Origin of the sequence: Synechococcus sp. Lug-A (genome assembly GCF_024345655.1) — a bacterium.
Lineage (GTDB): Bacteria > Cyanobacteriota > Cyanobacteriia > PCC-6307 > Cyanobiaceae > MW101C3.
The window spans coordinates 109,428-133,531 of record NZ_JAGQBN010000002.1 but is presented as its reverse complement, the minus strand read 5'-3'; the positions used below and the strand labels follow the sequence as shown (position 1 = coordinate 133,531).

Below are 24,104 nucleotides of genomic sequence, written 5' to 3'. Positions count from 1 at the left end.
GGTGATCACTCCTCCGATGACACTGCCCAAACGATCCACCTGGCTGACCCGTCAGCAGCTCCGCCGCGAGTCACCGTTCTTCCTGCTGCTGGATCGCTCCTTCAGATTCAGGCTGTTGATGGCAGCAACCCTATCCTTTGTGTTGCTGTCCGTCGTCAATCGTTTCGACAACTGCCATGGAGCCGAACCCAGCGAGAACTGCCTGACCAGCAATTTCCTGGACGTCATCAGCATTGACAATGTGGAGTCGTTCAGCATCGTCACAGCGGGTCTTGTTTACATCCTGGAGGCGGGTCGTCGCAAGGAGAGAGAACATCACGAGCAACTCTCGCTGTTGTTGGCGCAGCAAGAGGCTGGCATCAGATTCAGCCTGGCACGCATCCGCGCCCTTGAAGATCTGTGCTCTGATGGCATCTGGCAGGACGATTTCGATCTGCAGGCCACCAATCTGGAGGGGATCAAGATTCCGTTCAGCCGTTGGCGAGGCGGCAACTTCAGCGCAACGGTGTTGCGCAAGGCGAATCTCCAGGGTTCGGATCTGCAAGGGGCCAACTTCACGGAGGCCGATCTCAGCGAGGCCAATCTGGCCGGGGCGGACCTCAGCCAGGCCAACTTCACCCGCGCCATCCTCACCAAGGCCGATCTCCGCGGCGCCATCCTCACCGGCGCTGTGTTCCAGGAGGCTGATCTCACTGGAACCAGCTTGGATCCGAGCGGTTGAACCTCAGTCACTTGCCTCTGAATCGCTCAGTTTCCATCCAGCTGGCTCGATTTCTCTCCATCCAGCCAGCTCCATCTGTTTCTCCTGCCATCTGATGCCATGGGCCAGCCCTCCCTGTTGATCGTCAGCGCCGCCCTGTTCACGATCATGTTCGCTCTGGGAGTGGGTCTGACTGGAGAGGCGATCGTTCGCCTGAGCCGAAGACCCGCCCTGGTGATCCGGGTCTTGATCGGCTCCTGTGTGCTGGTGCCCCTGGTCGCCCTGCTGCTGATGAAGCTGCCGCTGAGCTTGGCCCTGACCCAACCGGCCCGCATCGGCATCGCCCTGATGGCGGCCTCCCCAAGCGCTCCGCTCACCCTGCGCAAGGCGGGCAAGGTCGGCGGCGACCGTGAGCTGGCCGCTGTGCTCCAGGCCTGTGTGGCCGTGGCGGCGATCGTGTCGATTCCGCTGGTCGCCGACCTGTACCAGTCCTCCTTCGGGGTATCCGGCTGGGACATCACGGCGAGGACGGTAGCCCTGCAGGTGGGCAAGACCCAGGTGCTGCCCCTGCTGGCGGGTCTGACGCTGAGGCGCTGGCGGCCTGGCTTGGCAGAGCGGCTGTCCGGTCCTCTCGACAAGCTGGCCAATGGCCTGTTGCTGCTGCTGATCGTGCTGGTGCTGGTCAAGTCGTTGCCCCTGCTGGTCGCCTTCGTGGGCGCCAACCTGCTGGCTCTGCCCTTCATGGCGGTGATGGTGCTGGCGTCCCTGACCATCGGCTACGGGATCGCTGGCCCTGAGCCCCGGGAACGCGTCACGATCGCCCTGGTCACCTCCATGCGGAACCCGGGCCTGGCCCTGCTGTTCGCGACGACCTACGGCAGCGACATTCCCGGCCTCAAACTCGCGGTGCTGGCCTACCTCGTGGTCACCGTGCTGCTGTCGATTCCCTTTCTGCGCTGGCAACGCCAGAGGCAGTCGGTGCCCTTCGCCGCCCTGTAGATGCCCTGGCTTGAATCCTCCGAGGCCCTGCTGCAGGGTCTGGCGACTGTCGTTCGCCTCAGCCTGGAAGCCCTGTCGGTGCTCTGTGTGGTGGCCGGCATGATCGCCACCTTTCGCCTGGCCCTGCCGTTCCTGCCCGTGCTGGCCCATCGCGGGCGCCGCCCCCCCAGCGCGGTTCGCCTCTGTTTCGGCAGCTGGCTATCGATGGCGCTGGAGTTTCAGCTCGGTGCCGACATCGTCGCCACCACCACAGCTCCCACGGACAGCAACCTGATCCAACTGGCGACGGTGGCCGTGATCCGCACCTTCCTCAATGTGTTCCTCGCCAGGGAACTGGAGGCTGAACGGCGGCTGGAGCAAGACCAGCCGCTCCCGCCTGGATCCTGAGCACACCATCCTCGCCATCTGACACCCCATGAACCTCACCAATGAACTGGCCAAGGAACGCAACCGGGAGGCGGCGGAGCGCACGCTGATGGCCTGGATCCGCACCTGCCTGTCGCTGATCAGCTTCGGCTTCGGTCTCGACAAGATCATCGGAGCGATCGAGGCCAGCCGCTTTGAGGGCAGCTCCCATGCCCATCTCAGCGTGCGCTTGATCTCGATCGGGTTTGTGGTCACGGGGATCGTGGCCATGGCAGCGGCCACGCGTCAGCACCGCAGGGTGGTGCGGCGCTTGAAGTATGACGATTTCATTTACATCGAAAAGGCCTCGATCGCCACGGCGACGGCCCTGGCCCTCACCCTGATCGGCCTGGTGGCTCTGGTGCTGCTGATCGCCGGCGGATTGGGTGGCCGATGAGCGCAACCCGCCGCAACGGCCACAGGTGCCGCCCCTTCGAATCGCGCCTCCCGTCGATACCGGCCCGGCCCCTTGTGGGATGCTCGGCGTGTTCAAAGCCTTCTGACACCGGCCTCGAACAAGTGATGTCACTCCCTTCCCTTCAGCCGATGGTCTGGTGCCTGCCTCGCTCTCACGCTGGTCGTTCAGCGCTTCCGCTCCAGCGGATCAGCGCTGTGTGGCTGATCGCTGCTCTGGGTGGCGCCCTCGAGGCCTCTGTGGCGAACGCTGCTGAGCCGGCTACGGCGGCCTCCAGCTTGATGGGGCCGATCCTGAGGGCATCCGTTCAGGCCGACCCAGCACAAGGTGAAGAAGCTCAGGGTGAGACGGGTCTGAGTGAGACGGCCCAGCTTGAACGAGGCTCCGTTGACCCGGCGGCCAGCGAAGGCGCACCATCGCCGTGGGCCGGCAGTGTGGAGCTCTATGGATTCGCGCCGCTGCGCACCACCGGGTCCACCACCGTCAAAGGCTTCGACACCGAACTGGATCTCAACCTCGGCCAGGTGCTGAAGTCGCTCACCGGTGTGGCCTCCATCCGCGGCAGTGTGGAGTACGGCCGCATCGGCCTCCTCACCGACATCAGCTATGTCTCCGTCGCCGGGGAAGAAGGCAGGCTGCAGGACATCACAACACGCTCGATCGAAGGCCCGCTCGGCCGCCGCAGCCTCACCCTCACCCCTGACAGCCAACGCAGCGTCGCTGCCAGCATCAGCAACATTCAAGGCCTCTACGACCTGGCCCTGCGTTATCGCTTCGGCGATCGGGAATCAGCCGTGGCCCGCGCCGGCAGCTTCGCTGTCATCCCCTACGCGGGCGTGCGGTTCGTGAACATGCAGTACAACCTGGCCGTGCAGAGCAGCGGTCCCGGCCGAACCCTCACCTTCAGAGGGCCGCGCCTGGAGGGATCCAGGACGCTTGAGGGATTGAACCTTCAACCACAACAGTCGTTCGGGAGCACTGTGGCTCAGCCCCTGCTGGGCACCCAGGCCATGCTGTTTCTCTCCCCGCGCCTCAGGCTGTTCGCCCGCGCCGACATCGGCGGATTCGGGCTGAACAACGCCGATGATTACTCCTGGAACACGCAGCTGGGGGTGGGCTATGCCATCGGCAACTCCACCCAGCTCAACATCTCCTGGCGCTATCTGCACCTGGGGGGACGTAATGGAGAGGATCCCGAAAATGCCTTCAACATCAATCAGAATGGCGTCGAAGCCGGTGTGAAGTTCTTCTTCTGATCGAGCAGCTGCTGGGAGAGGAGGCCACTCTGCAGCTGCCTGCTCAGCTGCAGGCATGAACAACCTGGTGGGGAAACACAACCAGGGGCGTACGCCCCTGGAGATCCTCCAGCAGTGGAGAACGGCCTGCCTACCCACCAGCTCTCAGAAAACTGGAGGCGGGCATGGTCTGAGTGTGCTGAGCCGGTACGCGCAGCTGAGTCACTGGGCATCACACCCCTTGCTACCACTGATGGTCAGGAAAGCTGCAAGGTCAGCCGACCGCCGTAGCTGCTCGTCCAAAACCTCACCACATCAGGTGATGCATCCCAGAGTCAACGTTCCTAGGGTGGAATTACTTCGAGATAGGGGCCCAATGGCCACCTGTGACCTACCGACCACCTCTGCCACTGCTCCGAACGAAGACGCCCTGCATCAACTCAAGACGCTATTGCAACAAGATCAAAGCTTTGCCAATGCGCTGTCTGGGACGACAACCACAGAGGAAGCGGCCCATCTAGCCTTTGAGCACGGGATTTCTGTCACTCCTGAGGCCATCTGGCGTCAGCGTGGCACCCTGTTAGAGGGAGGAATTCCGACTTGGCGTGGCTGATTGAGCCCCCTGTGTCTTTCGACATGGGCTGGGGGCACGCTGATCAGTCCTCTTGGACTGAAGGAAGACGTTGACCTCAGCTCATGTCGTCACCTTCGATCGAATCGAGTTCTGTCGGCAGAGTGATATCAGCGTGGGCGAACCCCTCGGGCTGGTGGGTGTAAGGAATACCATCCTCATAACCCCAGCCCAGCCTGTGAGTACGCCAAGGAAATCTGTGATCTCATCTGGCGTGAGGTTGGCAGCGACTTCCCCGTCAGGACTATCGACCTAATCGGGCAATGCCAGAATCAGTCAACTTGACCAGGGTCTTTGATCGCCTAGAGATGATGAAGCCGCCCGAAGGCTTTCCCCTGGTTGCTCAAGACGCAATCAAGATGCTGATCTACGGCACAAGTGGTGCTCCGGTCATTGCGCTCAGCCCACGAGGGCATGCATGCTGCCACAGTACACAACCGCTGTGATCAGGTTCGCTTGGCCACGGTTGTTGTCTTGATCATCAACATCGTCAGCCCGTCAGTGAAAACTCAGTACTATTCCGCCTCCAGCCTGGATGGCTTCATCGCCGCCAAGGACAACTCCTTGGACTGGCTGCTTCAGTTCGGAGAAGCCGAAGGCACAGGCTACGAAGATTTCCTTGCTGAGGTGGGTGCGATCGCCATGGGTTCATCCACCTATGAGTGGCTGTTGGATCATCACATCAAAGCGGGAACACCAGAAGAAAAGCCCTGGCCTTATCAACAGCCCACGTGGGTCTTCTCGAGCCGCAGGCTGCCCACCGTGCGGGATGCCGATCTGCGCTTCGTATCTGGCACTGTCACTCACGTCCACGAACAGATGGTGGCCACAGCTGCGGGGAAGAACATCTGGGTTGCCGGAGGCGGCGAGTTGGCCGCGCAGTTCTTCGATGCTGGCCTGCTTGATGAACTGATCATTCAGGTGGCCTCGGTGACCTTGGGGCAGGGCTCGCCGCTCCTACCGCGGCAGATCGCCTTCCCACCCCTGAGGCTCACCTCGGCGCGTGCCTTGGGCGAGGCCTTTGCTGAGCTCCACTATGAGGTGCCGCGGCAACTCCAGGTGTCCAGCCCTGCCTAGATGATGAAGATGCGGTGTTATCTGGTGACATTGCAAAGGGGAATGGCTTTGTGATTGAGCTCACGAGAAGAAGCCCTTGGGCCAGAACGATCAGGGTGGCCAGCACGTTGGCACTGACATGCAACCGGCGCCAGCCCAGGTGGTTGTGGATCTCAGCACGGCAGGCCACAGAGAACAGCGTCAGGCCCGCGAGCCCCATGCCCAGCAAGGGCAACGGTCAGGGCCGATTGAAGCAGCCAGAGGCAGTCGAGGGCCTGCATGGCTCAGGGCTTCAGGGGTGCCCAGGCCATTGTGGCGTTGAAGGCCTCGCACCAGATCAGCAGCGACCCCTGCTGGCTGAGGTCGATGGAGGAGGGGATCACATAGCTCTGGGCGCCGGAGGCGGATTTAAGCGGGGCGAGGATTGTGTAGCTGCCGGCTTTGAGCGGAAAGCTGGGGGCCTTGGTGCTTGCCAATGGGGTTGCTGATGGGCTGAAGACCACTTTCAGGTCGGGGGCTGTCTCCTTGGTCTTGAAGTCGCTGCTTATCACAAGCAACTGCTTGCCGGCTTTCTTGATGATGGTGAAGCTGCCATTAACAGGAGCTTCGGCCATGCGGAAGCTCTGCATGGCCATGGGAGTTGCCTGGGCGATCACCATCGAGGCAGGGCCCTGCATGGTTTCGGCTTGCCCAGGAGCCGCAGAGCTGCCGATGGGAACTGAAGGATCTGGATTGGCGGCGCGTTCTGCCACTCAGCCTGTACGTGCTGCTCAAAGGGCTGGATGCCACAGTTCTCAAAGCCCTGCAGACCTATGGCACCACCCACCCGGTGCATGGGGAAAACCCGATCAGCTTCTGCAACGTGTTTTTCGTGGCTCAGCTGGTGAACTGAACCCAACGGACCGGTGGTTGCTGATCATCGATGCTGGCCTTGGTCTGTTCATCGGCCCGATCGCTTACTCCTTCACCCTCGAATCCCTGTCGGTGATCAGCCTGACCCTGTTGTTCGCCCTCGTGTTGCCAGTCTCAACCCGTCTGGCTCAGTCTGAGCCTGATCGCCATCGGCCTGATGCTGCCAGGGGCGGCCATGCTGAAGGCGGCGGAACAGGGTGATCAACTGAAGCGCGTCTGTGCTGTTGGGAGAACCAGTCGGCTTGGCCACAGTGTCAGGAATGGTAGTCCTGGTGGCCGGGATCATCACCAGCCACCGCTCCAGTCGGTCCAATCACGTCGTTCAACAGTAGCTGTCCATTCATTCCGAGCCTGTGGCCTGCATGAAGGACAGACACGACACATTCCACAGCAGTATCGTTCGGGAGGGTTCACACTCCCGAACAACCATTCAGGCAGCCCGATGCAATGGCGATCACGATGAGGCGATGACGTTGATCACTGAATCACTTCTGCAATTCGATTGGACCTGGCCGCCAGGTTTTGTTGAACCAGGGCTCCAACGGACCATAGAGGCGCAGAAGCGTGAACCAGCCCTTGCCAGGAATCGTCTGCACCCAGTTCTTCTCGAATCCAACAGGGGGCTTTGGGCCAAACCAGACATCGACAGAACCGTCGGCATTGGTTTTGATGCCCTTGTCCTGGCTGCTGACGCTCGGTGCTTTCTGGTCTGTCTGCAGCATGGAACGGGTCTGTGTGTCGTACACGATCACAGACCAGAAATCGGCCACGGGAGTGTTGGGCGGCAGGCGCAACCGATAGGTTTTGCCGCCATCGAAGCGTTCGCCCTTGGAATCCAACGCGGCCCAGGGATACTGGGAGCCCTTGCCGACAATCTTTTCTTCCATGGCCGGAGTCACACCGGTGGCGAAGTAGTAATAGAAAATCGCACCATCAAGGTTGGCCACACCTGGGGAAACTTCGAACCTGTATCCACCGAAGAAGGGCAACCGCCAGGAACTGTTGGGATAGAAATAGGCTTCCGGCTCGCGAATCTTGAGAGCCAGGGTTCGTGCCGTCACGGCACCGATGTTGGCGGCGTCGGCGAGGATGGCTTTCCAGCGCTCGTTGGGGTTGAAGGGCTTGCCTTTGACAATGCCGATCGAGGCGAACAGTCCCAACGTGGTGGGGTCAGCGCCGGTGGGAGGTTCCTCCTGAATCACCTGGTTGAGCAGGGCCCAGAAGGAGTAGTCGCCAGGGGCGACGAAATTGGCTGGCACGCCTGAGGCATTGGCAAACTGGACCGCCGGAGGGTTGGCAGCATCGGAGAGTTGGTAGATCTTCAGGTTCGCTTTCACCGACTCCACCCCTGGCTTGGTGGAACCATCCACCAGAAAGGAGCGGAAGAACAGCCAGTTGCCGAAGGTTTTGGGTTTGACCACGACATAGCCTTGCGGGATGGCGCCCTGATACCCCGGTGGCAGGAACAGGTACTTGCCGCCCGCGCCCTTGTCGGCCCCCGTGATGCCGATGTCGGCCACCCAGCGATACCAGAAGTCATTGACAGCACCCAGCACCTTGGGTGGAACCTCGACCACCAGGGGACCCTGCTTGGTGTCGAGCCAGATAAAGCTGTACACCGTGTTGTCGTTGGCCGTGAGTTCTATTGTTCTGGGATCCACCAGGTTCTCCCAGATCACGTTGGTGGTGTTCTCGGGGCCAAACTTGCGCAACGATTCACGCATACCGGCCTGATTCACAATCGGAATGGCCAGCAGGTAGGCCTGTAAAGCGCGGGAGCGATCCAGGTTGTCGTAGATCTTCTCGATGGTGTCTGGCTGCGGGAAACCATCGATGAGGTTCAACGGGCCGATCGACGTCTCCAACCGGTCAGGAGTGGCCACTCCAGGTGGTATTGGCGTGGTCATCTGGAAGGTCTGAGCCGATGCAGTGGTGGCCGCATTCGCAACAAGAGCGGCAACGGCAAGTCCCAGAAAGTGTTGGCTTGATGACCTCATCTCGACGACTCCGTGCACTGGGAAAGGGAATGCCAGAAGCCTATCTCAACATCTTCTGGCAAAGGATGCGGCCAAACGGCGGCCATCACCAAACCGCAAGAACTGTGAGGATCCAGGCAGCCACCCTGCTACAGCTGCCTGGATGAATGGTCTTGCCATACCGTTTCATACTGGCATAGCTGCGTAAACTCAGATTTCTTGCCATCAAAAGAGTCGTAGAGGGCTCGATGTCTGTGAAGGCCATACTCATCAAAACGCTTCTCATAGGTACGAACCCATTGGATCAGGTTGTCCAAGTTCTCATCTTGCTCCTTTCGGGAACGAAACTTCTCCGGCTCCCAAGGTCTCGAGCGGCAGTTGGCCACACATACATCCACCCCAGGATTCAGGAAGATCAGTTCATCGCAGTAGACCAATACAGGCTCAATAATGTCCGCGTAGCAGCCTTCGATGATCCAGCTGGAATGCTGTAAGATCCAACACCTTACATCTTCGATACTATCTTGAAGTGGCCGTCTTTCAGTGCCGCCGAGGAACGCCACCTCATCCAGCGATAGTCGAGCGGCTGGTCGCTTCGCAAGCATCAGCCTCGACAAGGTACTCTTCCCTGCTCCAGCGTTTCCCAGAAGGATCACTTTCATGGCGCTAACGCTCCATCGGGAGAACGATTGCCTTCACCTGGCCGCTGTGATCTCGGGCGTCGGCAAAGAGTGATGTGGAGGCGGGCCGGGTGAGTGGGATTGTTTAACAGCCGTCTCCACTTCAACAGCAGGACTGGCATGCAGTTGAAGCCCGAGTGTCGAACCAACCTTCAAGACAGTTCCACGTTCGGGATTACCGCTAGAGGAGAGCGCCGTATAGAAACTTTCGCGACCCAGTCCAGCTTCCCTTGCAATCTGTGTCATGCCTTTGGCACGAGCACTATCACCTAGAGATGCTTTGCAATAGGCAGTCATGTCTTCACGAATGCTGAGATGATTGGCCAGATTCCAGGCAGTGGCTGCGGTCTTCATCTGGGGCAAAACCTCCCAGGGGCAGCATGGCCTCCAGGCCAAGGGCCCGGTGCTCCGCGCGGCTGAAAACGGTGTTCAGGTTAAGCCGGAGCTTGGTGAGCAACGCGGCGCCGCGGAGGTTGGCACCGCAGGCGTGGGCGCTCAGCGCCGACAGCTGTCGTTGACCGTTGCGACAGGCTTGGGTCCCATCGGTGCGGTCCCGGGAAACTCAGCCGCGCGCATAACAGACACCACCGCGCCGAGCAGCCCCATGGTTGCCGCCAGTCAATAGGCCAACTGTTGCCCCCCCAGAAAGGCGTCCAGGAGCTGACAACTCAGGCGCGCGCCATCGAGAGGAACCCGTTGGCCACACTGAGGTGCTCGGGTGGAATGGTGTTGAGGGTGGCGCTGTTGTTGGGCGGATGAAAGAGCCCGCCGCCCACGCCCAGCAGCACCAGGGGCCACACGATGGCGGTGGTGGAGGCGTCAGGACCTAGCCAGGACAGGCCGACCAGGCCGGTGCTGATGCTGATGCTGAGCATCCCGGCGGTGTTGAGAGTTCGCGCCCCCAACCGGTCGCTCAGGCTGCTGACCGTGAGACTCGTGGCGGGGAGCACCAACGATCTTGTCTTCCCTGAAGACCCTCTGCATGATTCTGTGCAGATCGGTTGTCCTGGGCCATGGCAGTGACTACCGGAATGCCGAATCATCGATGTCCGACTTTAACTGTTTGGTGGAGAACTTCTTCTAGGCTTTCGTTGAGCAGGGCTGGTCTCAGACTGGCAAGCCGAAAGTTCCTGCAGTGCTGGTGATGGCTCTGGCTGGCGCATCGGTGAAGAACAGGAATAAGCAGTGATCGACTGAATGATCTAGTTCTGAATCCAGAATTCCTGTTCAGCGTTCTGTTGAGCACCTGAGGAACAGGTTGGAGTGAATCCTCACCTGACCAAGGCCAGCCAGGATATCCGCCACATGCTTGGGTTGCTTGTTATCAACTATCGCAGGAGAGGGAATATCGACGTCGGAGATCGTATCAGGCAATCGATAACGACTTGGCTGGCCAGGGAGACCATTCCGATGAGCTGGCTGATGAAGATTCCTCAGCTGCATGATCAGCAGCCTGGGCTTGCAGAAGGAGCCCAAGGCGATTGAAGCCAGCAGCTTCACACTGTTTCTTCGCCACTCCTGGACTGTCTAACCGCACAGCCCAACAGTTGCAAGTAACCATTGCCACGTTGCCAGCACATACAAACAGCCCGTTGCAGCGGCGTGTTAGCTTGCGCTCTTTGGTAATCGCCTATTAGAACACCATCTGTCACCACACAGATATAGTTTTCCGTGATCACCATAGCGCGTCTAAGTCCACATGTTTAGCAAATGGATTCTGCCTTCGCTCTTTAGCCAACCATGTCTCACGATTCTTCATTCGTGCGATCACCTCTGGTTAAAACCATTCTGCTTATCTGCCTCAGCCTACTGAGCCTGTTCATTATGGTTGCAACCACTGGCATGATTGCTCTTTGCAGTTTCTTTATTGCCAATCCTGAGCTCTATCCCGGTGATATCAGCGATCGTGCGGCAACCTATCTTGGTTTTATGGCTGTCGCAAGTTGTTTATTGAAGTGGATCTTCGTTTGGCTGTTGGTTCGCTATCGCTGGATGGCTCGCTCAACAGGGAAGTGGTTCATCTACTGCAGCTGGGCGATCGCCTCTTTGAATGGGGTGCTGTTGCTCATTCCTTTAGTCGCCTGGAAGAGCGCATTCTAGCTTATGTAACGTGGTTAACTATAGCACTGGAGCGATCGCTGAGACACCAAAGCTGTGGGGCTTAAGACTTAGGCGATCACCCTCACCGATACCGTTGAAGGTCCAGGCCCTTCAACTTCCACACCCCTCGATAACCCTATTGCGAAAGCTGGGTTGAACGCCTCCACTCAGCAGCGGGTCTAAGTCAAAGGATTCAGCCGCTCTTGGGTGCAACTCATTCGTGCTCCCGTGTGCTGAAGTGGATTGTTGGCATGCCTTCCCAGAGTGGCAGAGAGTTGAGGCAATGGCTCATGGACTTTGCTTCACTTGACTTCTGTCAAGCGTGGCAGCTTCCATTTTCCTTTCAAGACTGGATCCTTAGGACCATACAAACGCGCCACGAAGAAAAAGGGACCAGCTGGCGCAGGCAGCCAATTCGAGACTTTGTCCGTTCCTGGATTCTCGCTCTGGATATAGATCTCCAGGGATCCGTCGGTTCCCAGCTTCAGGCCTGATGTGCGATCACCGATCGAATAGCGTTGAATGGGATTCTCCACAAGCAGGCGTTCCGGCAGCTTGTACAGCGTCACCGACCAGAACTCCGTCACCGGTGGCAGCTGGCCCGGTTCGAATCGCAGCACCCATCGCTTGCGCCCATCAAGCACTTGGCCGTCGGGCCCGGTCTGCTGGGTGGCATAGAAGGCCTCTTCACTGCTGTTGCCATAAATCCCCAGCATCGCTCCCATCGAGCGGAACGTGAGGTAATCCGACCCCAGTTGCTGTCTGCTGCCGAAGAATCCCTGGGAGCTGGTCTGTTGTTGGGCCTTGGCTTTGAGCTCCTGGCTGGCCTCGGCCACCCCTACCTCCAGGGCGGTGCGGAGCTTCGGATCCAGCTTGGCCGGATCAAAGGGCAGCCCGGGGCCGATGCCGATGCGGGCGAACCGGGCACGCATCGCCCGCTCCGATGGCACGGCGGGCATGAACGGCAACAGGGCGTTGAGGTAGGTGATGAAGCCGATCCCCTCGGCCTTGGAGGCGTCCCAGGCGGGCCAGGCCACCGCTGGGGCTGGCCGTGGCGCAGGTTGGCCTGTGAATCGCGACAGGGGCGTGAGCACGTATTGGCCCTGGATCGCCTTCAGGGCTGGGATGTCATCGGGCCCAATCAACTGGGTGCGGGTGAGGGTGCCGACGAAGTCGGTTTCCGCCCGGAACACCTGGGTGATGCCCTTCGGCACCGTGCCCCTCCAGCGGGGTCCCGCGAACAGATAGGTGCCGGCCCCGCGGCCGGTGGAACGCACGCCGGTGTAGGCGAAGTTGTGGGTGTAGAGATCGAACCACTGGTTGACGTAGTAGCGGGGTGCCGGCACCGCAGGCAGCGACAGCACGATCGGCTCGGTCCGCAGATCCAGCCAGGCCCAGGAGTAGGGCGTGTCGTTGTTGGGGGTGACGATGTCCTTGTCGGCCGGGGTGGCGGAGCGGCTGTAGTGGCGGAAGCGGTCGAAGCCACCCACGTAGCCCGGGAACGCCTTGTTCTGGGTTTGGTTCCAGAGGGTCTGATAGCCCTGCAGGGGGGCATAGGCGTAGAGCCAGGCCTCCTTGGCGATGGCGCGGGCTTCGGCGGGGCTGAGCGCTGTGGCCTGGCCCCGGGAGCTGGGGACTGGTGCCGCAACCGGTGTCGCCGCCAGGGCCCCAGGGGGAGTCAGCGGCAGAGCGGCGATCAGGGAGGCGATCAAGGCGACCGCAGATCGGCTGGGGGTCGGGACCATCGGGTTGGTGGGGAACGCTGGGGGTACGGAGGGCGGCTGTCAGGCGAAGGGTGGCCTTCAAGGCTTGAGCGCTTCGATGTCGTTCAGCTGCCAGGCCTTGCTGAAGTAGGCCTCGGTGGGGCCGTAGAAGCGGAAGTAGGCGAACCAGCCCTTGCCCGGGGTGGTCTTGATCCAGTTGGCGGCGCCGGCCGGCCGCACCGGGCCAAAGGTCACATCCACCGAGCCATCGGCATTGGTGACCAGATCCGGCTTGCGGGAGCTGAGGTCAGCGGCACCCTGGTCGGTGATCAGCGGGCCACGGCTGAGGTTGTCGTAAAGGGTGATCGACCAGAACTGCTTCACCGGCGCGCCAGCCGGCACGCGCATCCGGTAGGTGCGGCCGCCATCAAGCCAACGTCCTCCCTTGTCTTTGGAGGCCTCCAGGTACACCTGGCCAAAGCCCACGATCCGCCCCTGCATGCCTGCTGACATGCCGATCGCCTCGTAGAACCAGGAACTGCGCTCGTCGATCTGCACGCGCCGTTTGTCCGGGGTTTCCTGATCAAGGTCGAACAACACGGCGTACTCCCATTGCTTGCCGGGGTACACCGTTGCTCCGGGGATTCGCTTGTCGTAGGCGATGGTGCGGGCCATCAGATCGCCCACCTGGGCGGCCTCCGTGAGCACCTTGGCCTGGCGGGCATCCGGTTGGAAGGGCTGGCCAGGGGTGATCCCCAGAGGAGCGAGCATCCCGAACAGCATGCGGTCGCGGGGGGCCACCGGCTCGTTGGCATAGAGCTCGCTCAGCAGGCGCCAGTAGTTCAGGTCGGCGGGCTGGGCCGACTGCCAGGGGCGACCAGCCACCGGCACATAGGCGTTCGTGGGCGGGTTATCCCGCTGGCTCCAGCCGTAGAGCCGGTGGCGGCGCACGGTGGCTTCGGCCACGGCCTTGTCGGGATCAAGGCCTCGGGTGGCGAACCAGATCTGATTGCTTGGGGAGCGGACGATGAGGTAGCCCGGGGCCACCGGCTCGGGACTGCCGGGGGGAAGGATCAGAAACTTGCCACCGGAACCCTTGTCGGGTCCCGTCTGGCCCATGTCGGTGATCGGCTGTTGCCAGATGTCCAGCACCCCGCCGGCGGTGAGCCCGGCGGGCACCTCGATCACCAATGGAATGGTCCCTGCTTGGCCAGGTCCCAGAAGCTGAAGGCGTAGAGGGTGGTGATGTTGGGGGTGAGCATCCCCGCCTTGTCCTTCAGGGTCTGGTAGAGCACCACATCGCCGTTGCGGGCGCCGAAGGTTTTGGCCTGGGCGTCGTAGAGCGCCTTGAAACCGACGGCCGGCAGGGCCCAGAGATAGGCCTGGGTGGCCCGCTGGAAGTCGAGCTCGTCGTAGAGCCTGGCAGCGGTGGCCTTGCTGGGGTAGCCGTTCTCCAGTTGAAGAGCCCCAAACCTTGTCTGTCGGACATCAGCTGCTGCAGGCTGCTTGGCTTGCACGCCACTGAAGAAGCTGATACTGGCCAGGGAGGCGATCAGCGACTTCCGAAAGAGGTTGAGCTTCACGGAGTTGAGTCAGTGATCAACTTTAACTGCTCGTTCAGCTACGGCCCAGCCAACACTCTAGATCAGAAGCGGGCAGGAGCAAAATGCGCTGACAAGGCATCTCTGGTTCCGGCCGCTGGATCTTGATGTTAGGCATCTCGCGCATGATGAACTACACCGGCTCGAAGCCCGATGCTGCGGGAGAGACGACCGAAACAAAGACAAGTGGGTCTTGCCCGGTGTTAAGAACACCGTGGACTTCTCGGCGATGGGCTACCAGCACATCTCCCTGGGCGATGACAATCGACTCCCCCTTAGAACCAAGGCGGTACTCGCCGCAATCTGAAAGGATGGTCCAGGTATCTTGGCCATCAGGATGCACATGAGCCGAGATATGCTGGCCAGGCTTGATATGCCAAGCAACGACCGCTGCGTCAGCCGACTCGGTGATGACTGAGCGAATGGGCTCACCGTCTGCTGGTTGAAGAAAATCTGTGACCTTAAACAAGCGCTTCGGGCTCATTATGGACTCGATAGAACAGGGTTTGGTGGGTTTTAGCAAGAACGGCGGGCCAGCCGTTGTTAAGCTGCACCGGCGAGAGATCGTGAAAAAATCACCTTCGAGTCCCCTTCAGCATAGAAATCGGGGATACGTCCTCGCACTTCATACCCGCGCTTCAGGTAAAAGTTTCGAGCTCGCGCCAACGCTTCCTGGTCACTAGTCTCAATAACAATCACGCGCGCACCCAATGCTGCCGCATCTCGCTCGATGTTAGAAAGAATGGCTTGGCCGACACCGCCGCCATGATGACCGGGTCTTACGCCAATCCACCACACGTTCCACACCCCCTCGGAATAGGCGTCTGGAGCATAGTACGACCACCCAATGACTGGGCCGTCTTGAAACTCGCGACAAGCCACAGCAGTATGCCCCTCGGGCAGCTCCCCAGCAGCAAGGGAATCCAGAACTCCACCCAAAAGGGCTTCCGCATCCTCGGCAGTGAATAGTCCGGTGCTCACGGCTAGTCCAAGCAATACCTCTCTCTCATGCGCTTGAATGGGGCCGATGATCACTTGATTGTCTCTGTTGTGGTCTTGCCGCCTAACGCTGATTGGGCGTACCCAGTGAAAGACGTGCTGCGCCTACCCAGTGAAGCCTAAGCGAGGTAGGGATTGAAGCCAGAGCAACACAAACCCAGGGCAGGCCAATGATCTCAGGCTCATCCTGCCAGGGGCCAAGGTTTTCGGCGGACCCGTCTAAGACAGTTCGACGCGTTACAGAAGGTCGGCAGGACTGCTGACACCCAGGGGCCCGCGGTTCAGCACATGCGTGTAGATCATGGTTGTCTGCACATCCTTATGCCCCAGCAATTCCTGGATCGTGCGGATGTCCTGGCCCCACTCCACCGGAGCGTTGGGATTCGTCCTCCCCAGCGCGTGGGGATGCGGCACCCGGCCAGCACAAGCCCCTCCAGCACCCAATGTGGGTGAGGAAGGCCTTCACCTCGGCGCTGGCCAGGGTATTCACTCATGCCCACCGACTTCCTACGCCTACGCCTTCGTCGACTGACCAACCGGATGGCAAGGATGATCCCGCAGACATTTACCGTCCTAATCGCCCATGCTGCATACATAAGCAAATCAGAAGCTTCAGTATTTTTTTTATCAGGACATTCCGTTCACATGATGCTGAGATTCAGCACCATATGACAAGTCTTGCTGATGTTCCCTGTTGCGTGTTCAGCCCCTGATCCAAATCATCGATCACGAGCCTCACGTTCTTGAGGTGCTGGCCCCGTTGCTGGAGCAGGTGGGTTGGCGCGTTCTCCACGCCGATGATGGACATCACGGCCAGGCCATGGCCTTGCAGCACCAGCCCCATCTGATCGTGCTCGACCTGCTGCTGCCCAAGCTGGATGGCCTCTCGGTGCTGCAGCGCCTGCGGCGCGATCGGCGCACCGCGCGGGTGCCGGTGATGGTGCTTACGTCGCTGGCCAGCAAGGAAGACAGGCTCAAGGCCTTCAACTGCGGAGCCGACGACTACGTCCTCAAGCCCTTTGAGGTGGAGGAGGTGTTCGTGCGCATCCGATCCCTGCTGCGCCACCAGCTGGAAACGCCGCTGGCCTTGGTCACCCCGGAGATCCTGTCCTACGGGCCGCTCAGGCTCTGTCCTGAACAGCTGGAGGCGCTCTGGTTCGATCAGGTTGTTTGCCTTACCCGCAAGGAGTTTGAGCTGCTGCATTGCCTGTTGCAGCGCCACGGCCAGGCTGTGTCGTGGGGGGTGATGCTCAAGGAGGTGTGGGGCTACTCCCCTGGCGATGACATCGAGTGCATCCGCACCCATATCCGCCACCTCAGAACCAAGATCGAGCCGGATCCCCGCCGACCCCAATTTCTCAAGACGATCTATGGCGTGGGCTACTGCCTGGATCTTCCCCATCAACAGCGCCAAGCGATCGCCTGAGGCTCAGGGCGCTCCACTGCCGAAGGAGCGAGGTTCAGAGAAAGCTGCCGTTGTGTGTGGGCGCGGCCTCAGGCGTGTAGGGGCTGAAGCGCATGTGGCTTCTGTTCAGCACGCCAGGCTGCACAACAGGGGCCTCGGCAGGGGCGGCAGCGGGCTTCTGCTGGTGGAGCACTTCCTCCAACAGGAAGGCACAGAGGTTGGACATGGAACGCCCTTCCTCTTCCGAACGGTTCAGGAGTGTTTGAAACACCTGATAGCTGATGGTGATGGAGATGCGGCGTGGTTGACGTTGCATGATCCGAAGTCGCTCGCTTGTGGTAAGGGTTGGATTCGTTGCTTCTTGGCTGGAATGAGGAGGGATGGAAGTCATGGAAAGTTGCTGGTATTTCCGCGTGTGATGCGCTAAGCAACACTTGAGGTGATCACTACTGCCGACATAGCGGTGTGCAGGTGATTCAACAAACCCATCGAATCAATCTGATCAGAATCCGACTACTTCAGAGACTGCCTCAAACGCCGGGTCCGTCTGAACGGCGTCTTTGCCATCATCCTAGCGGGAGTTAGCAGACCTGGCTCCTGGCGCTGGACAGCGCACTGGGCAGCGCGCGAGACGAGTGCCCCCATCACGCAGGTCAGAACTGTCTGGATGAGTGGAGAGCGCCTTGGCCATCGCATGACCGGAGGATCCACCTGCCAAAGGCAGAATCACCTGGGCTTGCCCATTTCCCCTGCACTCGTCCAGATCCTTTGCAGTCCCATGGATCTGGGCAGATTCACGGACATCGGCTCAGTGGAAAGCCGCGAGCGATGCGCCACAGACATCTCGCTTAATCTTCAATGGAATCCACGGCGACGAAGCAAGCACGTTGAGCTAAGGATACACAGCGGAACTTTCAAGGACAAATCTATACAGCCGAGCCAGCTTTCATCGTTGGATGTTGATGGCGCCGTGGATATGAGGCACATCTACAGCAGCCAACAACCTGCATGTTTCCCATAGTGAAGGGAGAGATGCATTGACATGACAAGCCAAATCAATTGCTCCGGCAGCAATCCGCCCGCTCCATGATCACTTGCATCGCTCCTCTAACCCCAACCCTCGCGGACCTGCTCATGAACAAGCTCCAGTTCAAAGGTGAATGGCATGAGCTAAAAGGAAAGCTCCGGCAGAAGTTTGCCGAACTCACCGACGACGACGTGGATTACGCCGAGGGCCAAGAGGAGGAGTTGCTTGGTCATCTCCAGAAGAAGCTTGGCAAGACCCAGGAAGAACTTGCCCAACTGGTAAACACACCCTGAAGGCCGCATCATGCTGAACTATGCCATCACTTTCCTAGTCATTGCAATCATCGCCGCCGTTCTCGGCTTCGGTGGTATCGCCGGATCAGCTGCAGGCATCGCCCAGATCCTGTTCCTTGTCTTCCTCGTGCTTGCCCTGCTCTCCTTCTTCACCGGCCGGCGCAACGTGCTGTGAATACCCGCGAGAACAACGCGGTTCAGATCACATCCACCTGATCGCATCACCTGCTTTTCCCATCGTCATCGTCACCATGAATCACCAAGCTCGTTCACTGCGCCAACTGGTTGCCGCCTGCCTTGGGCTGGCCTTCAGCCTTTTGGTGTTGATCGCCACGCCTGCCATGAGCGCTCCCACCCATGCCTCAGATGTCTTCGTCAGCAGCGCCTCCGCCTTGCCGCTGGCCGCCACCACCGGCCGCATCAAAGCGGGTGCCAAGGAATTCGAGGGCAAGACCCAGGAATCCATCGGCAACGTCACTGGCAACAAGGGTGATCGTCTGGCCGGCAAGGCGAAACAGGCCGAAGCCAAGGTTCGCAATACTGTCGAAGACATCAAGGACAAGGCCGCAAGGGGCTGACCCAGGATCAGCGCGTCGGCCTGGCATCACGCCGCATCACGCCTTTGAGGGCCAGGCCGACCTGCTGAAACCGGAGGCTGTTGGTCACGTGCCCGGTGGGCAAGGCGATCATCGCTGCGCCTTTCGGGTCTGTGGCCAGACCCGTCAAGGGCTTGCGCGGGTGGCCACTGTCTGCGTCTCAGCCGTGGCGATCGGGCTGCGAACAGCGAGCACGCGGCGCAGGCGCTCACGGAACCACTGCAGGGGTTGGTGAACATCAGCGTCGTCGAGCAGTCCGCGCTGGCGCAGGCAGTCTTGATAGCTGCGCAGCACGTCGCTGCGACGGGCCACCTCCTGGGCGACCGTGTCGGCGAAGTCGGGCCTGGAGGCCAGCAGGGCGCGGAAGCTGCCGCTGGGAACCACGAACAGCATCGTGTCCTGGGACGTCACCATCGACGTGGGATAGGGCACCTGGAGCAGCAGCGGCAGTTCACCGAAGAACTCCCCTGCGGTGAAGGTGAACAGCTTGCGGCTCACCCGGTCCGTTTCATGGATCGCATCCACCGCGCCACTCAGCACCAGGTGGAAGGAGCGGCCCTCGTCACCCTGGTGGACCAGCACCGTGCCGGCGGGCAGCGAGCGGCGGGCGCCGCTGCCCACGAGTTCCCGCAGGCGTCGATCATCCATGCTGCTGAAGCAGGGATGGTCGGGCAGGGACGCCCGCAAGGGGCTCCAGTCCGGGCCTGCTCCGTCCTCTTCCACCGCGCGCCTGGAGGACAGCAGCTGGACCTGCTGACGGGCTCCGGCCAGTTCGATGTGCCGTTCGCGCAGCCCCTGCTCGATCGCGTAGTTGAGCGAACTGCGCAGGCTGAGGCCGGCTTGGATCGCCGAGGTCCAGGCCCAGAGCTCGAACGCCATCCCCTGGCCCTGGAGGCCGTGCAGCAGCACCTTCGGCGGCGGATCGGTCAACACCGTGGGCTCGGCGAGGGCGGCATCCAGCAGCACCTCGGTCACGGCCAGCGGGTCGCTGCCATGGGCCACGGTGACCGCCACATCCACTCGCCCGTCGGGGCTCTGATAACTGAGGTTCTTCACCGGCGCGTTGGTGATGGACGAATTGGGCACCACGATCTCGGCGCCCTGGAAGGTGCGGATCACGGTGGAGCGGATCGAGATCTCGCGGATGAAGCCGGTGGTGTCGCCGAATTCAATCTGGTCGCCCACCTTCAGCTTCCCCTCCATCAGCAGGGTGAGGCCACTGGTGAGATTGCGGGTGAGCTCCTGCAGGCCGAAGCCGATCCCCACCCCCAGAGCGCCGAACACCACAGCAAGGGCGCCGATGTCGAGCCCCATCCCCTGGGCCACCACCACATACCCCAGGGCGGCCAGCCCCAGAGAAACCAGCGTGGCCACCGCCTCGCGACGGCCCTCCGGCAGGGAAAACCAGAGCAGCACGCGACCGGCCAGCAGCCGCTTCAGCTCCCGCGCCGCCAGGCTCACGGCCAGCAGCAACAGCAGCACCTGCAGAATCCAGAGCAGGGAGAAGCTCTGGCGCCCCAGCGGCAGCAACGGCGATGTGAACAGCTTCTCCAGGCGTTCGAACGTCACCGCTTGTTTCCCGCCGACCTGACCATTCAGCCAGGCCAAGCGGATGGCTGCGGCTCACACAAGAGCCTTTCCGTGAGGCGAGAGCCGTTCCGTGCTGCGAGAGCCATGCCATGGCTCGTGCTCTCGCCCGTGAGATCGGCGGTGACGCTCACTCACTCACGGCCTTGGCGCGCATCGCCGCCTCCAGGCTTTTGATCTCCTGCGGAGACAGCTTGGGCCGATCCAGCTTGATGGTGAGCTTGTCGAGGGTTCCGGTGAAGCGGAACGGCGGCTGGTAGTCGGCGTCGTTGACGCCGGTGAGGGTGTCGGAGCCCACGTCAAAGCTTTCATCCCACTGCAGGATCATCGGCAGGGTTTTGGGCATGGTTCTGGTGGCCACCACCTTGCCGTCCACCTTGAGGGTGCCGGTACCAGGGCGACCGACGCCGCTGAAGTCGTTGAAGGCCAGCGTGCCGGCCCCCTTGCCGTCGTAGACGAAATCGAATTCAACCTTGTGCTTGCCGGGGGAGAGGGGCTCGGCGCCCTCCCACTTCAGCCGCTCCAGATCCACCATGTTCCACACCCACACCGGCTTGCCGTTCCTGAGGTAGAAGCCGTAGCCGCCGAAGCGGCCGCCGGAGGTGAGCAGCATGCCTTCGGCGCCGCCGGCCGGCACCTCGATGTCAGCCGTCACGGTGTAGGAGGTGTTGAGCAGCACAGGCGAATCCCCCTGGGGCAGCCCCACCATTGGATGGGTGTACACGAACTCGTTGCGCCCAGCGGTGATGTTCGGCCGTGGCGCCACGATGCGCCCCGCCACCGAAGCATCGAGCGGGAACACCTGATACTTGCGAGCCTCGCTGATGAAGGCCTCCTTCATCTCCTTCACCTTGCCGGGGTTCTGGGCCGCCAGGTCGGTGGTCTGGCTGAAATCGTTGTTGAGGTTGTAGAGCTCCAGCGTCTGGTTGTTAAGCGGATCCGGGTTGGCCGGGCCGAAGGCGTCCCAGGGAGCGCGGTTCACCTTGGTGCTCAGCAGCCAGCCCTTGTCATACAGCGCCCACTGGCCGAACATCTCGAAATATTGCCGCTCGTGCCTGGAGGGCGCCTTGGCATTCTTTGCGTCGAAGGTGTAAACGAAGCTGGTACCCTCGATCGGCTTCTGGGGGATGCCATCCACCACCTCGGGCGCCTTCAACCCAGCCGCCTCAAGGATCGTGGGCACCACGTCGATCACATGCACGAACTGCTCGCGCAGGGCCCCTTTGTCCTTGATGCGCGCCGGCCACGACACCACCATGTTCTGGTTCACCCCACCGAGACGGGAAGCGTTCTGCTTGAACCAGCTGAACGGGGTGTCAAACGCCCAGCTCCAGCCTGCTGACATGTGGTTGTAGGTGAGATCGGTGCCCCACACGTCGTAGAACTTCATCTGCACATCAACGGGCAGCTTGTTGAGGCCGTTGAAGAAGGCCACCTCGTTGGGGGTGCCGAGCGGCCCGCCTTCGGCACTGGTGCCGTTATCGCCGTTGAAGTAGATGATCAGCGTGTTGTCGAGCTTGCCGAGATCGTCGAACTGCTGGATCACGCGGCCGATTTCGTAGTCGCTGTAGGCGGCGTAGGCGGCGAACACCTCCACCTGGCGGATGAACAGCTTCTGGGCGTCTGGGCTCAGCTGGTCCCAGGGGGTGATCACATCGGCCGGCCAGGGATCGAGCTTGGCGTCCTTGGGGATCACGCCAAGTTTCTTCTGGTTCGCGAAGATGCGCTCCCTCAGTTTCTCGTAGCCATCATCAAACAGATGCATGGCGTGAATTCTGTCGACCCACTCCTTGGTGGGGTGGTGAGGCGCATGGGTGGCGCCGGGGGCGTACTTGATGAACAGCGGCTTGCTGGGATTGATCTGGTGCATCCGCGCCATGTAGTCGATGGCGTCATCGGCCATCTCTGTCACCAGGTTCCAGCTGCCGGGCTCCGCGCCCTCGAAGGGATAGATCTGGGTGGTATTGCGGAACAGGTTGGGCTGCCACTGGTTGGCGTCCCCACCCACGAAGCCGTAGAAGTATTCGAAGCCCATTCCGGTGGGCCATTGATCAAACGGCCCGCTCTGGCTGGCCTGGAAGGCGGGCACGTTGTGGTCCTTGCCGAACCAGGCGGTGGAATAGCCGTTGTCCTTGAGCAGGCGGCCGATCGTGGCCTTGTCGCGCTCGATGAGGCTGTTGTAGCCGGGGAAGCCGGTGGACTGCTCCGAGATCACCCCAAACCCTGCCGAGTGGTGGTTGCGGCCGGTGATCAGGGCGGCGCGGGTGGGGGAGCACAGGGCCGTGGAGAACATGCGGTTGTACCGCAGGCCCGCCTTGGCGATGCGATCCATCGCCGGGGTGGGGATCACCCCGCCGAAGGTGCTGGGCACTCCGAATCCAGCGTCGTCCGTGAGGATCAGCAGCACGTTCGGGGCGCTCTGGGGCGGCGTGATCCGCGGCGCCCACCAGGGCTTCGATTGCTGGGCGCCGTCCTTGATCACGCCGCCGAAGGGCGGAGCCGGCGCCGGAAGCTGCGTGCCGGAGATGGTGGTGGTGGCATTGGGGGCTCCCGGCGTGCCGGTGATGCGCTGGGCCAGGGCGGGCACGCCACCCAGTTGCCAACCGGCCAGCAACAGAGCCGCTGCCACCAGAAACAGCCGGCGCGCCGCACCGGCCAGGCCATCCGCTCTGAGGAAACGGCCCAGGCGACGGAACTTCTGCAGCAGCACAGCGAACAGGCCCTTATCCATGGGAGACGGGAAGCGGCGGGGAAACAAGACGGAAGCCGATATGGGAGGTGCCGGTGTCAGGGCTTTCGGCCTCCCTGGCCGCCGGGCGGAAACGGCTGCAGAAGTTGGGGGCGCAGAGGAACGAGCCGCCCTTGATCACATGCTTGGCCACACCAGGCTCGCGCGGATCGAGGCTGGCGGCTTCATCGACCACACGGGGGTCGATGAAGCCGTCGACGGCAGCATGGTCTGGTTGGTACCAGTCGCTGGTCCATTCCCAGACGTTGCCGATCATGTCGTACAGGCCGTAGCCATTCGCGGGGAAGCTGGCCACCGGAGCAGTACCCAGATAGCCATCCTCGCCGGAATTGGAGAGGGGAAACTCCCCCTGCCAGGTGTTGGCCTGGCCAGGACGCCAGGTGTTCCCCCAGCTGAAGACACGATCCTTGAGGCCGCCGCGAGCAGCGAACTCCCACTGAGCTTCCGATGGAAGCGCCGCACCAGCCCAGGCGGCATAAGCCTCCGCATCTGCCACCGACACCTGCACGACGGGGTGATCGCCAAGGGTGTCGATGGAACTGCCGGGGCCCTGGGGATGGCGCCAGTCGGCGCCCGGAACCCACTCCCAGCCACTCCATTCCTGAAGCTGGGCGTGCATGGAAGGCGGCTTGAACACCACCGAACCAGGGGCGCGCTCCGCTGCAGATAGAGCCGGGAACTGCTCCGCGGGCAGCGGACCTTCGGCCTGCGTGCGGTAGCCGGTGGCGGCCACAAAGGCGGCGAAGTCGTGGTTGCTCACTTCAGTGCGGCCCAGGCAGAAGGGGCGGACCTGCACCGCGGCCTCGGATTCCTCTGGCAGGAGCCCGGCGGCCCCGATCAGGAAGCGGCCGCCGGCGATGGGCTGCATCCCGGCCGGGCAGCTGATGGCGGCCTGGGCGGGCAACGCCCGCAACAGGAGCAGGGCCAGGCTGAGCACCAGCACAACCACGACCAGCAAACCCTCCGAAAACGAGGCATCGGCACGGAGATAGGACAACGAGAGGTTCGCTTCAGTGGCCATGCGCTCAGGGAGCA

At 61.4% G+C, this 24,104-nt stretch carries 27 protein-coding genes and 1 pseudogene; 13 read left to right on the top strand and 15 right to left on the bottom strand.

Translation table 11 applies throughout. The features are described from left to right. Positions 1-16 precede the first annotated feature (16 nt). The 6 genes from KBY86_RS02100 (at position 17) to KBY86_RS02075 (ending at position 5,462) form a co-directional block, all read left to right on the top strand. The gene (locus KBY86_RS02100) at positions 17-721 is read left to right on the top strand and encodes a pentapeptide repeat-containing protein (RefSeq protein ID WP_094511072.1); all 705 of its coding nucleotides are present in this window, start codon (positions 17-19) and stop codon (positions 719-721) included. A 99-nt stretch (positions 722-820) separates the two neighbouring features. Further along, on the top strand, positions 821-1,699 hold the full coding sequence (locus tag KBY86_RS02095; RefSeq protein WP_255099598.1) for a bile acid:sodium symporter family protein: 879 nt from the start codon (positions 821-823) through the stop codon (positions 1,697-1,699). Continuing rightward, positions 1,700-2,086 carry a DUF1622 domain-containing protein gene (locus tag KBY86_RS02090; protein ID WP_255099599.1) on the top strand — a complete coding sequence of 129 codons (387 nt, stop codon included), beginning with the start codon at positions 1,700-1,702 and terminating at the stop codon, positions 2,084-2,086. It abuts the gene before it with no gap. A 28-nt stretch (positions 2,087-2,114) separates the two neighbouring features. Beyond that, positions 2,115-2,501 carry a YidH family protein gene (locus tag KBY86_RS02085; RefSeq protein ID WP_255099600.1) on the top strand — a complete coding sequence of 129 codons (387 nt, stop codon included), beginning with the start codon at positions 2,115-2,117 and terminating at the stop codon, positions 2,499-2,501. A gap of 299 nt (positions 2,502-2,800) precedes the next feature. After that, positions 2,801-3,775, top strand: a complete 975-nt coding sequence (locus KBY86_RS02080; protein WP_255139986.1) for a hypothetical protein — start codon at positions 2,801-2,803, stop codon at positions 3,773-3,775. A gap of 1,066 nt (positions 3,776-4,841) precedes the next feature. Further along, positions 4,842-5,462: a dihydrofolate reductase family protein gene (locus tag KBY86_RS02075; protein ID WP_255139985.1), complete on the top strand. Its 621-nt coding sequence runs from the start codon at positions 4,842-4,844 to the stop codon at positions 5,460-5,462. Between the two features lie 263 nt (positions 5,463-5,725). Here KBY86_RS02075 and KBY86_RS02070 read toward each other — a convergent pair whose 3' ends face one another. After that, entirely contained in the window at positions 5,726-6,118 is a 393-nt protein-coding gene (locus tag KBY86_RS02070) for a DM13 domain-containing protein (RefSeq protein WP_255139984.1), read from the bottom strand. Positions 6,119-6,204: 86 nt separating this feature from the next. Between KBY86_RS02070 and KBY86_RS02065 the strand changes: the two genes are divergently transcribed. Then, a complete protein-coding gene (locus KBY86_RS02065) occupies positions 6,205-6,333 on the top strand; it encodes a hypothetical protein (protein WP_255139982.1) in 129 nt (42 codons plus the stop codon). A 505-nt stretch (positions 6,334-6,838) separates the two neighbouring features. Here the strand turns inward: KBY86_RS02065 and KBY86_RS02060 are convergent. The 4 genes from KBY86_RS02060 to KBY86_RS02045 all read right to left on the bottom strand — a co-directional run bounded on the left by KBY86_RS02060 (position 6,839) and on the right by KBY86_RS02045 (position 9,959). Next, on the bottom strand, positions 6,839-8,218 hold the full coding sequence (locus KBY86_RS02060; RefSeq protein WP_255139981.1) for a DUF1254 domain-containing protein: 1,380 nt from the start codon (positions 8,216-8,218) through the stop codon (positions 6,839-6,841). 260 nt (positions 8,219-8,478) lie between these two features. Next, positions 8,479-8,991 (bottom strand): hypothetical protein, encoded by a 513-nt coding sequence (locus KBY86_RS02055; RefSeq protein WP_255139980.1) that lies wholly within the window; start codon positions 8,989-8,991, stop codon positions 8,479-8,481. A 33-nt stretch (positions 8,992-9,024) separates the two neighbouring features. Then, the gene (locus KBY86_RS02050; protein WP_255139979.1) at positions 9,025-9,363 is read right to left on the bottom strand and encodes an addiction module antidote protein; all 339 of its coding nucleotides are present in this window, start codon (positions 9,361-9,363) and stop codon (positions 9,025-9,027) included. 314 nt (positions 9,364-9,677) lie between these two features. Continuing rightward, positions 9,678-9,959: an MFS transporter gene (locus KBY86_RS02045; RefSeq protein WP_255140073.1), complete on the bottom strand. Its 282-nt coding sequence runs from the start codon at positions 9,957-9,959 to the stop codon at positions 9,678-9,680. 313 nt (positions 9,960-10,272) lie between these two features. Here KBY86_RS02045 and KBY86_RS02040 point away from each other — a divergent pair, with 313 nt between their 5' ends. Both KBY86_RS02040 and KBY86_RS02035 read left to right on the top strand, forming a co-directional pair. Then, a complete protein-coding gene (locus KBY86_RS02040; protein WP_255139978.1) occupies positions 10,273-10,494 on the top strand; it encodes a hypothetical protein in 222 nt (73 codons plus the stop codon). A gap of 255 nt (positions 10,495-10,749) precedes the next feature. After that, a complete protein-coding gene (locus KBY86_RS02035) occupies positions 10,750-11,109 on the top strand; it encodes a hypothetical protein (RefSeq protein WP_255139977.1) in 360 nt (119 codons plus the stop codon). 302 nt (positions 11,110-11,411) lie between these two features. Here KBY86_RS02035 and KBY86_RS02030 read toward each other — a convergent pair whose 3' ends face one another. The 6 genes and pseudogenes from KBY86_RS02030 to KBY86_RS02005 form a co-directional block, all read right to left on the bottom strand. Further along, positions 11,412-12,821 (bottom strand): DUF1254 domain-containing protein, encoded by a 1,410-nt coding sequence (locus KBY86_RS02030; protein WP_255139976.1) that lies wholly within the window; start codon positions 12,819-12,821, stop codon positions 11,412-11,414. Positions 12,822-12,911: 90 nt separating this feature from the next. Further along, complete coding sequence (locus KBY86_RS02025) at positions 12,912-14,000, bottom strand: DUF1214 domain-containing protein (RefSeq protein ID WP_255139975.1); 1,089 nt, start codon at positions 13,998-14,000, stop codon at positions 12,912-12,914. Beyond that, positions 13,997-14,395 carry a hypothetical protein gene (locus KBY86_RS02020; protein WP_255139974.1) on the bottom strand — a complete coding sequence of 133 codons (399 nt, stop codon included), beginning with the start codon at positions 14,393-14,395 and terminating at the stop codon, positions 13,997-13,999. Before KBY86_RS02020 ends, KBY86_RS02025 begins: the two co-directional genes overlap by 4 nt. A 151-nt stretch (positions 14,396-14,546) precedes the next feature. Beyond that, positions 14,547-14,897: a cupin domain-containing protein gene (locus KBY86_RS02015; RefSeq protein ID WP_255139973.1), complete on the bottom strand. Its 351-nt coding sequence runs from the start codon at positions 14,895-14,897 to the stop codon at positions 14,547-14,549. A 59-nt stretch (positions 14,898-14,956) separates the two neighbouring features. Next, the gene (locus tag KBY86_RS02010; RefSeq protein ID WP_255139972.1) at positions 14,957-15,448 is read right to left on the bottom strand and encodes an N-acetyltransferase; all 492 of its coding nucleotides are present in this window, start codon (positions 15,446-15,448) and stop codon (positions 14,957-14,959) included. A 201-nt stretch (positions 15,449-15,649) separates the two neighbouring features. Further along, positions 15,650-15,832, bottom strand: a pseudogene (locus tag KBY86_RS02005) (tyrosine-type recombinase/integrase); the annotation flags it as partial. Between the two features lie 274 nt (positions 15,833-16,106). Between KBY86_RS02005 and KBY86_RS02000 the strand changes: the two are divergent. Then, a complete protein-coding gene (locus tag KBY86_RS02000; RefSeq protein WP_255139971.1) occupies positions 16,107-16,838 on the top strand; it encodes a response regulator transcription factor in 732 nt (243 codons plus the stop codon). 34 nt (positions 16,839-16,872) lie between these two features. On the opposite strand, the gene KBY86_RS01995 is transcribed toward KBY86_RS02000, so the two are convergent. Beyond that, positions 16,873-17,208 carry a hypothetical protein gene (locus tag KBY86_RS01995; RefSeq protein WP_255139970.1) on the bottom strand — a complete coding sequence of 112 codons (336 nt, stop codon included), beginning with the start codon at positions 17,206-17,208 and terminating at the stop codon, positions 16,873-16,875. A 695-nt stretch (positions 17,209-17,903) separates the two neighbouring features. Between KBY86_RS01995 and KBY86_RS01990 the strand changes: the two genes are divergently transcribed. Genes KBY86_RS01990 through KBY86_RS15200 form a run of 3 tightly spaced genes read left to right on the top strand, consistent with a single transcriptional unit; the run spans position 17,904 to position 18,715 of the window. Beyond that, positions 17,904-18,137 (top strand): CsbD family protein, encoded by a 234-nt coding sequence (locus KBY86_RS01990; RefSeq protein WP_255139968.1) that lies wholly within the window; start codon positions 17,904-17,906, stop codon positions 18,135-18,137. Positions 18,138-18,147: 10 nt separating this feature from the next. Further along, complete coding sequence (locus tag KBY86_RS01985) at positions 18,148-18,312, top strand: DUF1328 domain-containing protein (RefSeq protein ID WP_094510965.1); 165 nt, start codon at positions 18,148-18,150, stop codon at positions 18,310-18,312. Beyond that, positions 18,269-18,715 carry a CsbD family protein gene (locus tag KBY86_RS15200; RefSeq protein WP_315855828.1) on the top strand — a complete coding sequence of 149 codons (447 nt, stop codon included), beginning with the start codon at positions 18,269-18,271 and terminating at the stop codon, positions 18,713-18,715. Before KBY86_RS01985 ends, KBY86_RS15200 begins: the two co-directional genes overlap by 44 nt. A 144-nt stretch (positions 18,716-18,859) precedes the next feature. On the opposite strand, the gene KBY86_RS01975 is transcribed toward KBY86_RS15200, so the two are convergent. From KBY86_RS01975 to KBY86_RS01965, 3 genes are all read right to left on the bottom strand, one after another. Beyond that, positions 18,860-20,302, bottom strand: coding sequence for a mechanosensitive ion channel domain-containing protein (locus tag KBY86_RS01975; protein ID WP_255139967.1), 1,443 nt, complete (start codon positions 20,300-20,302; stop codon positions 18,860-18,862). Positions 20,303-20,450: 148 nt separating this feature from the next. Beyond that, a complete protein-coding gene (locus tag KBY86_RS01970; RefSeq protein WP_255139966.1) occupies positions 20,451-23,051 on the bottom strand; it encodes an arylsulfatase in 2,601 nt (866 codons plus the stop codon). Beyond that, positions 23,044-24,090 (bottom strand): formylglycine-generating enzyme family protein, encoded by a 1,047-nt coding sequence (locus KBY86_RS01965; protein ID WP_255139965.1) that lies wholly within the window; start codon positions 24,088-24,090, stop codon positions 23,044-23,046. The genes KBY86_RS01970 and KBY86_RS01965 overlap by 8 nt, the downstream gene beginning before the upstream one ends. Between the last annotated feature and the right edge of the window lie 14 nt (positions 24,091-24,104).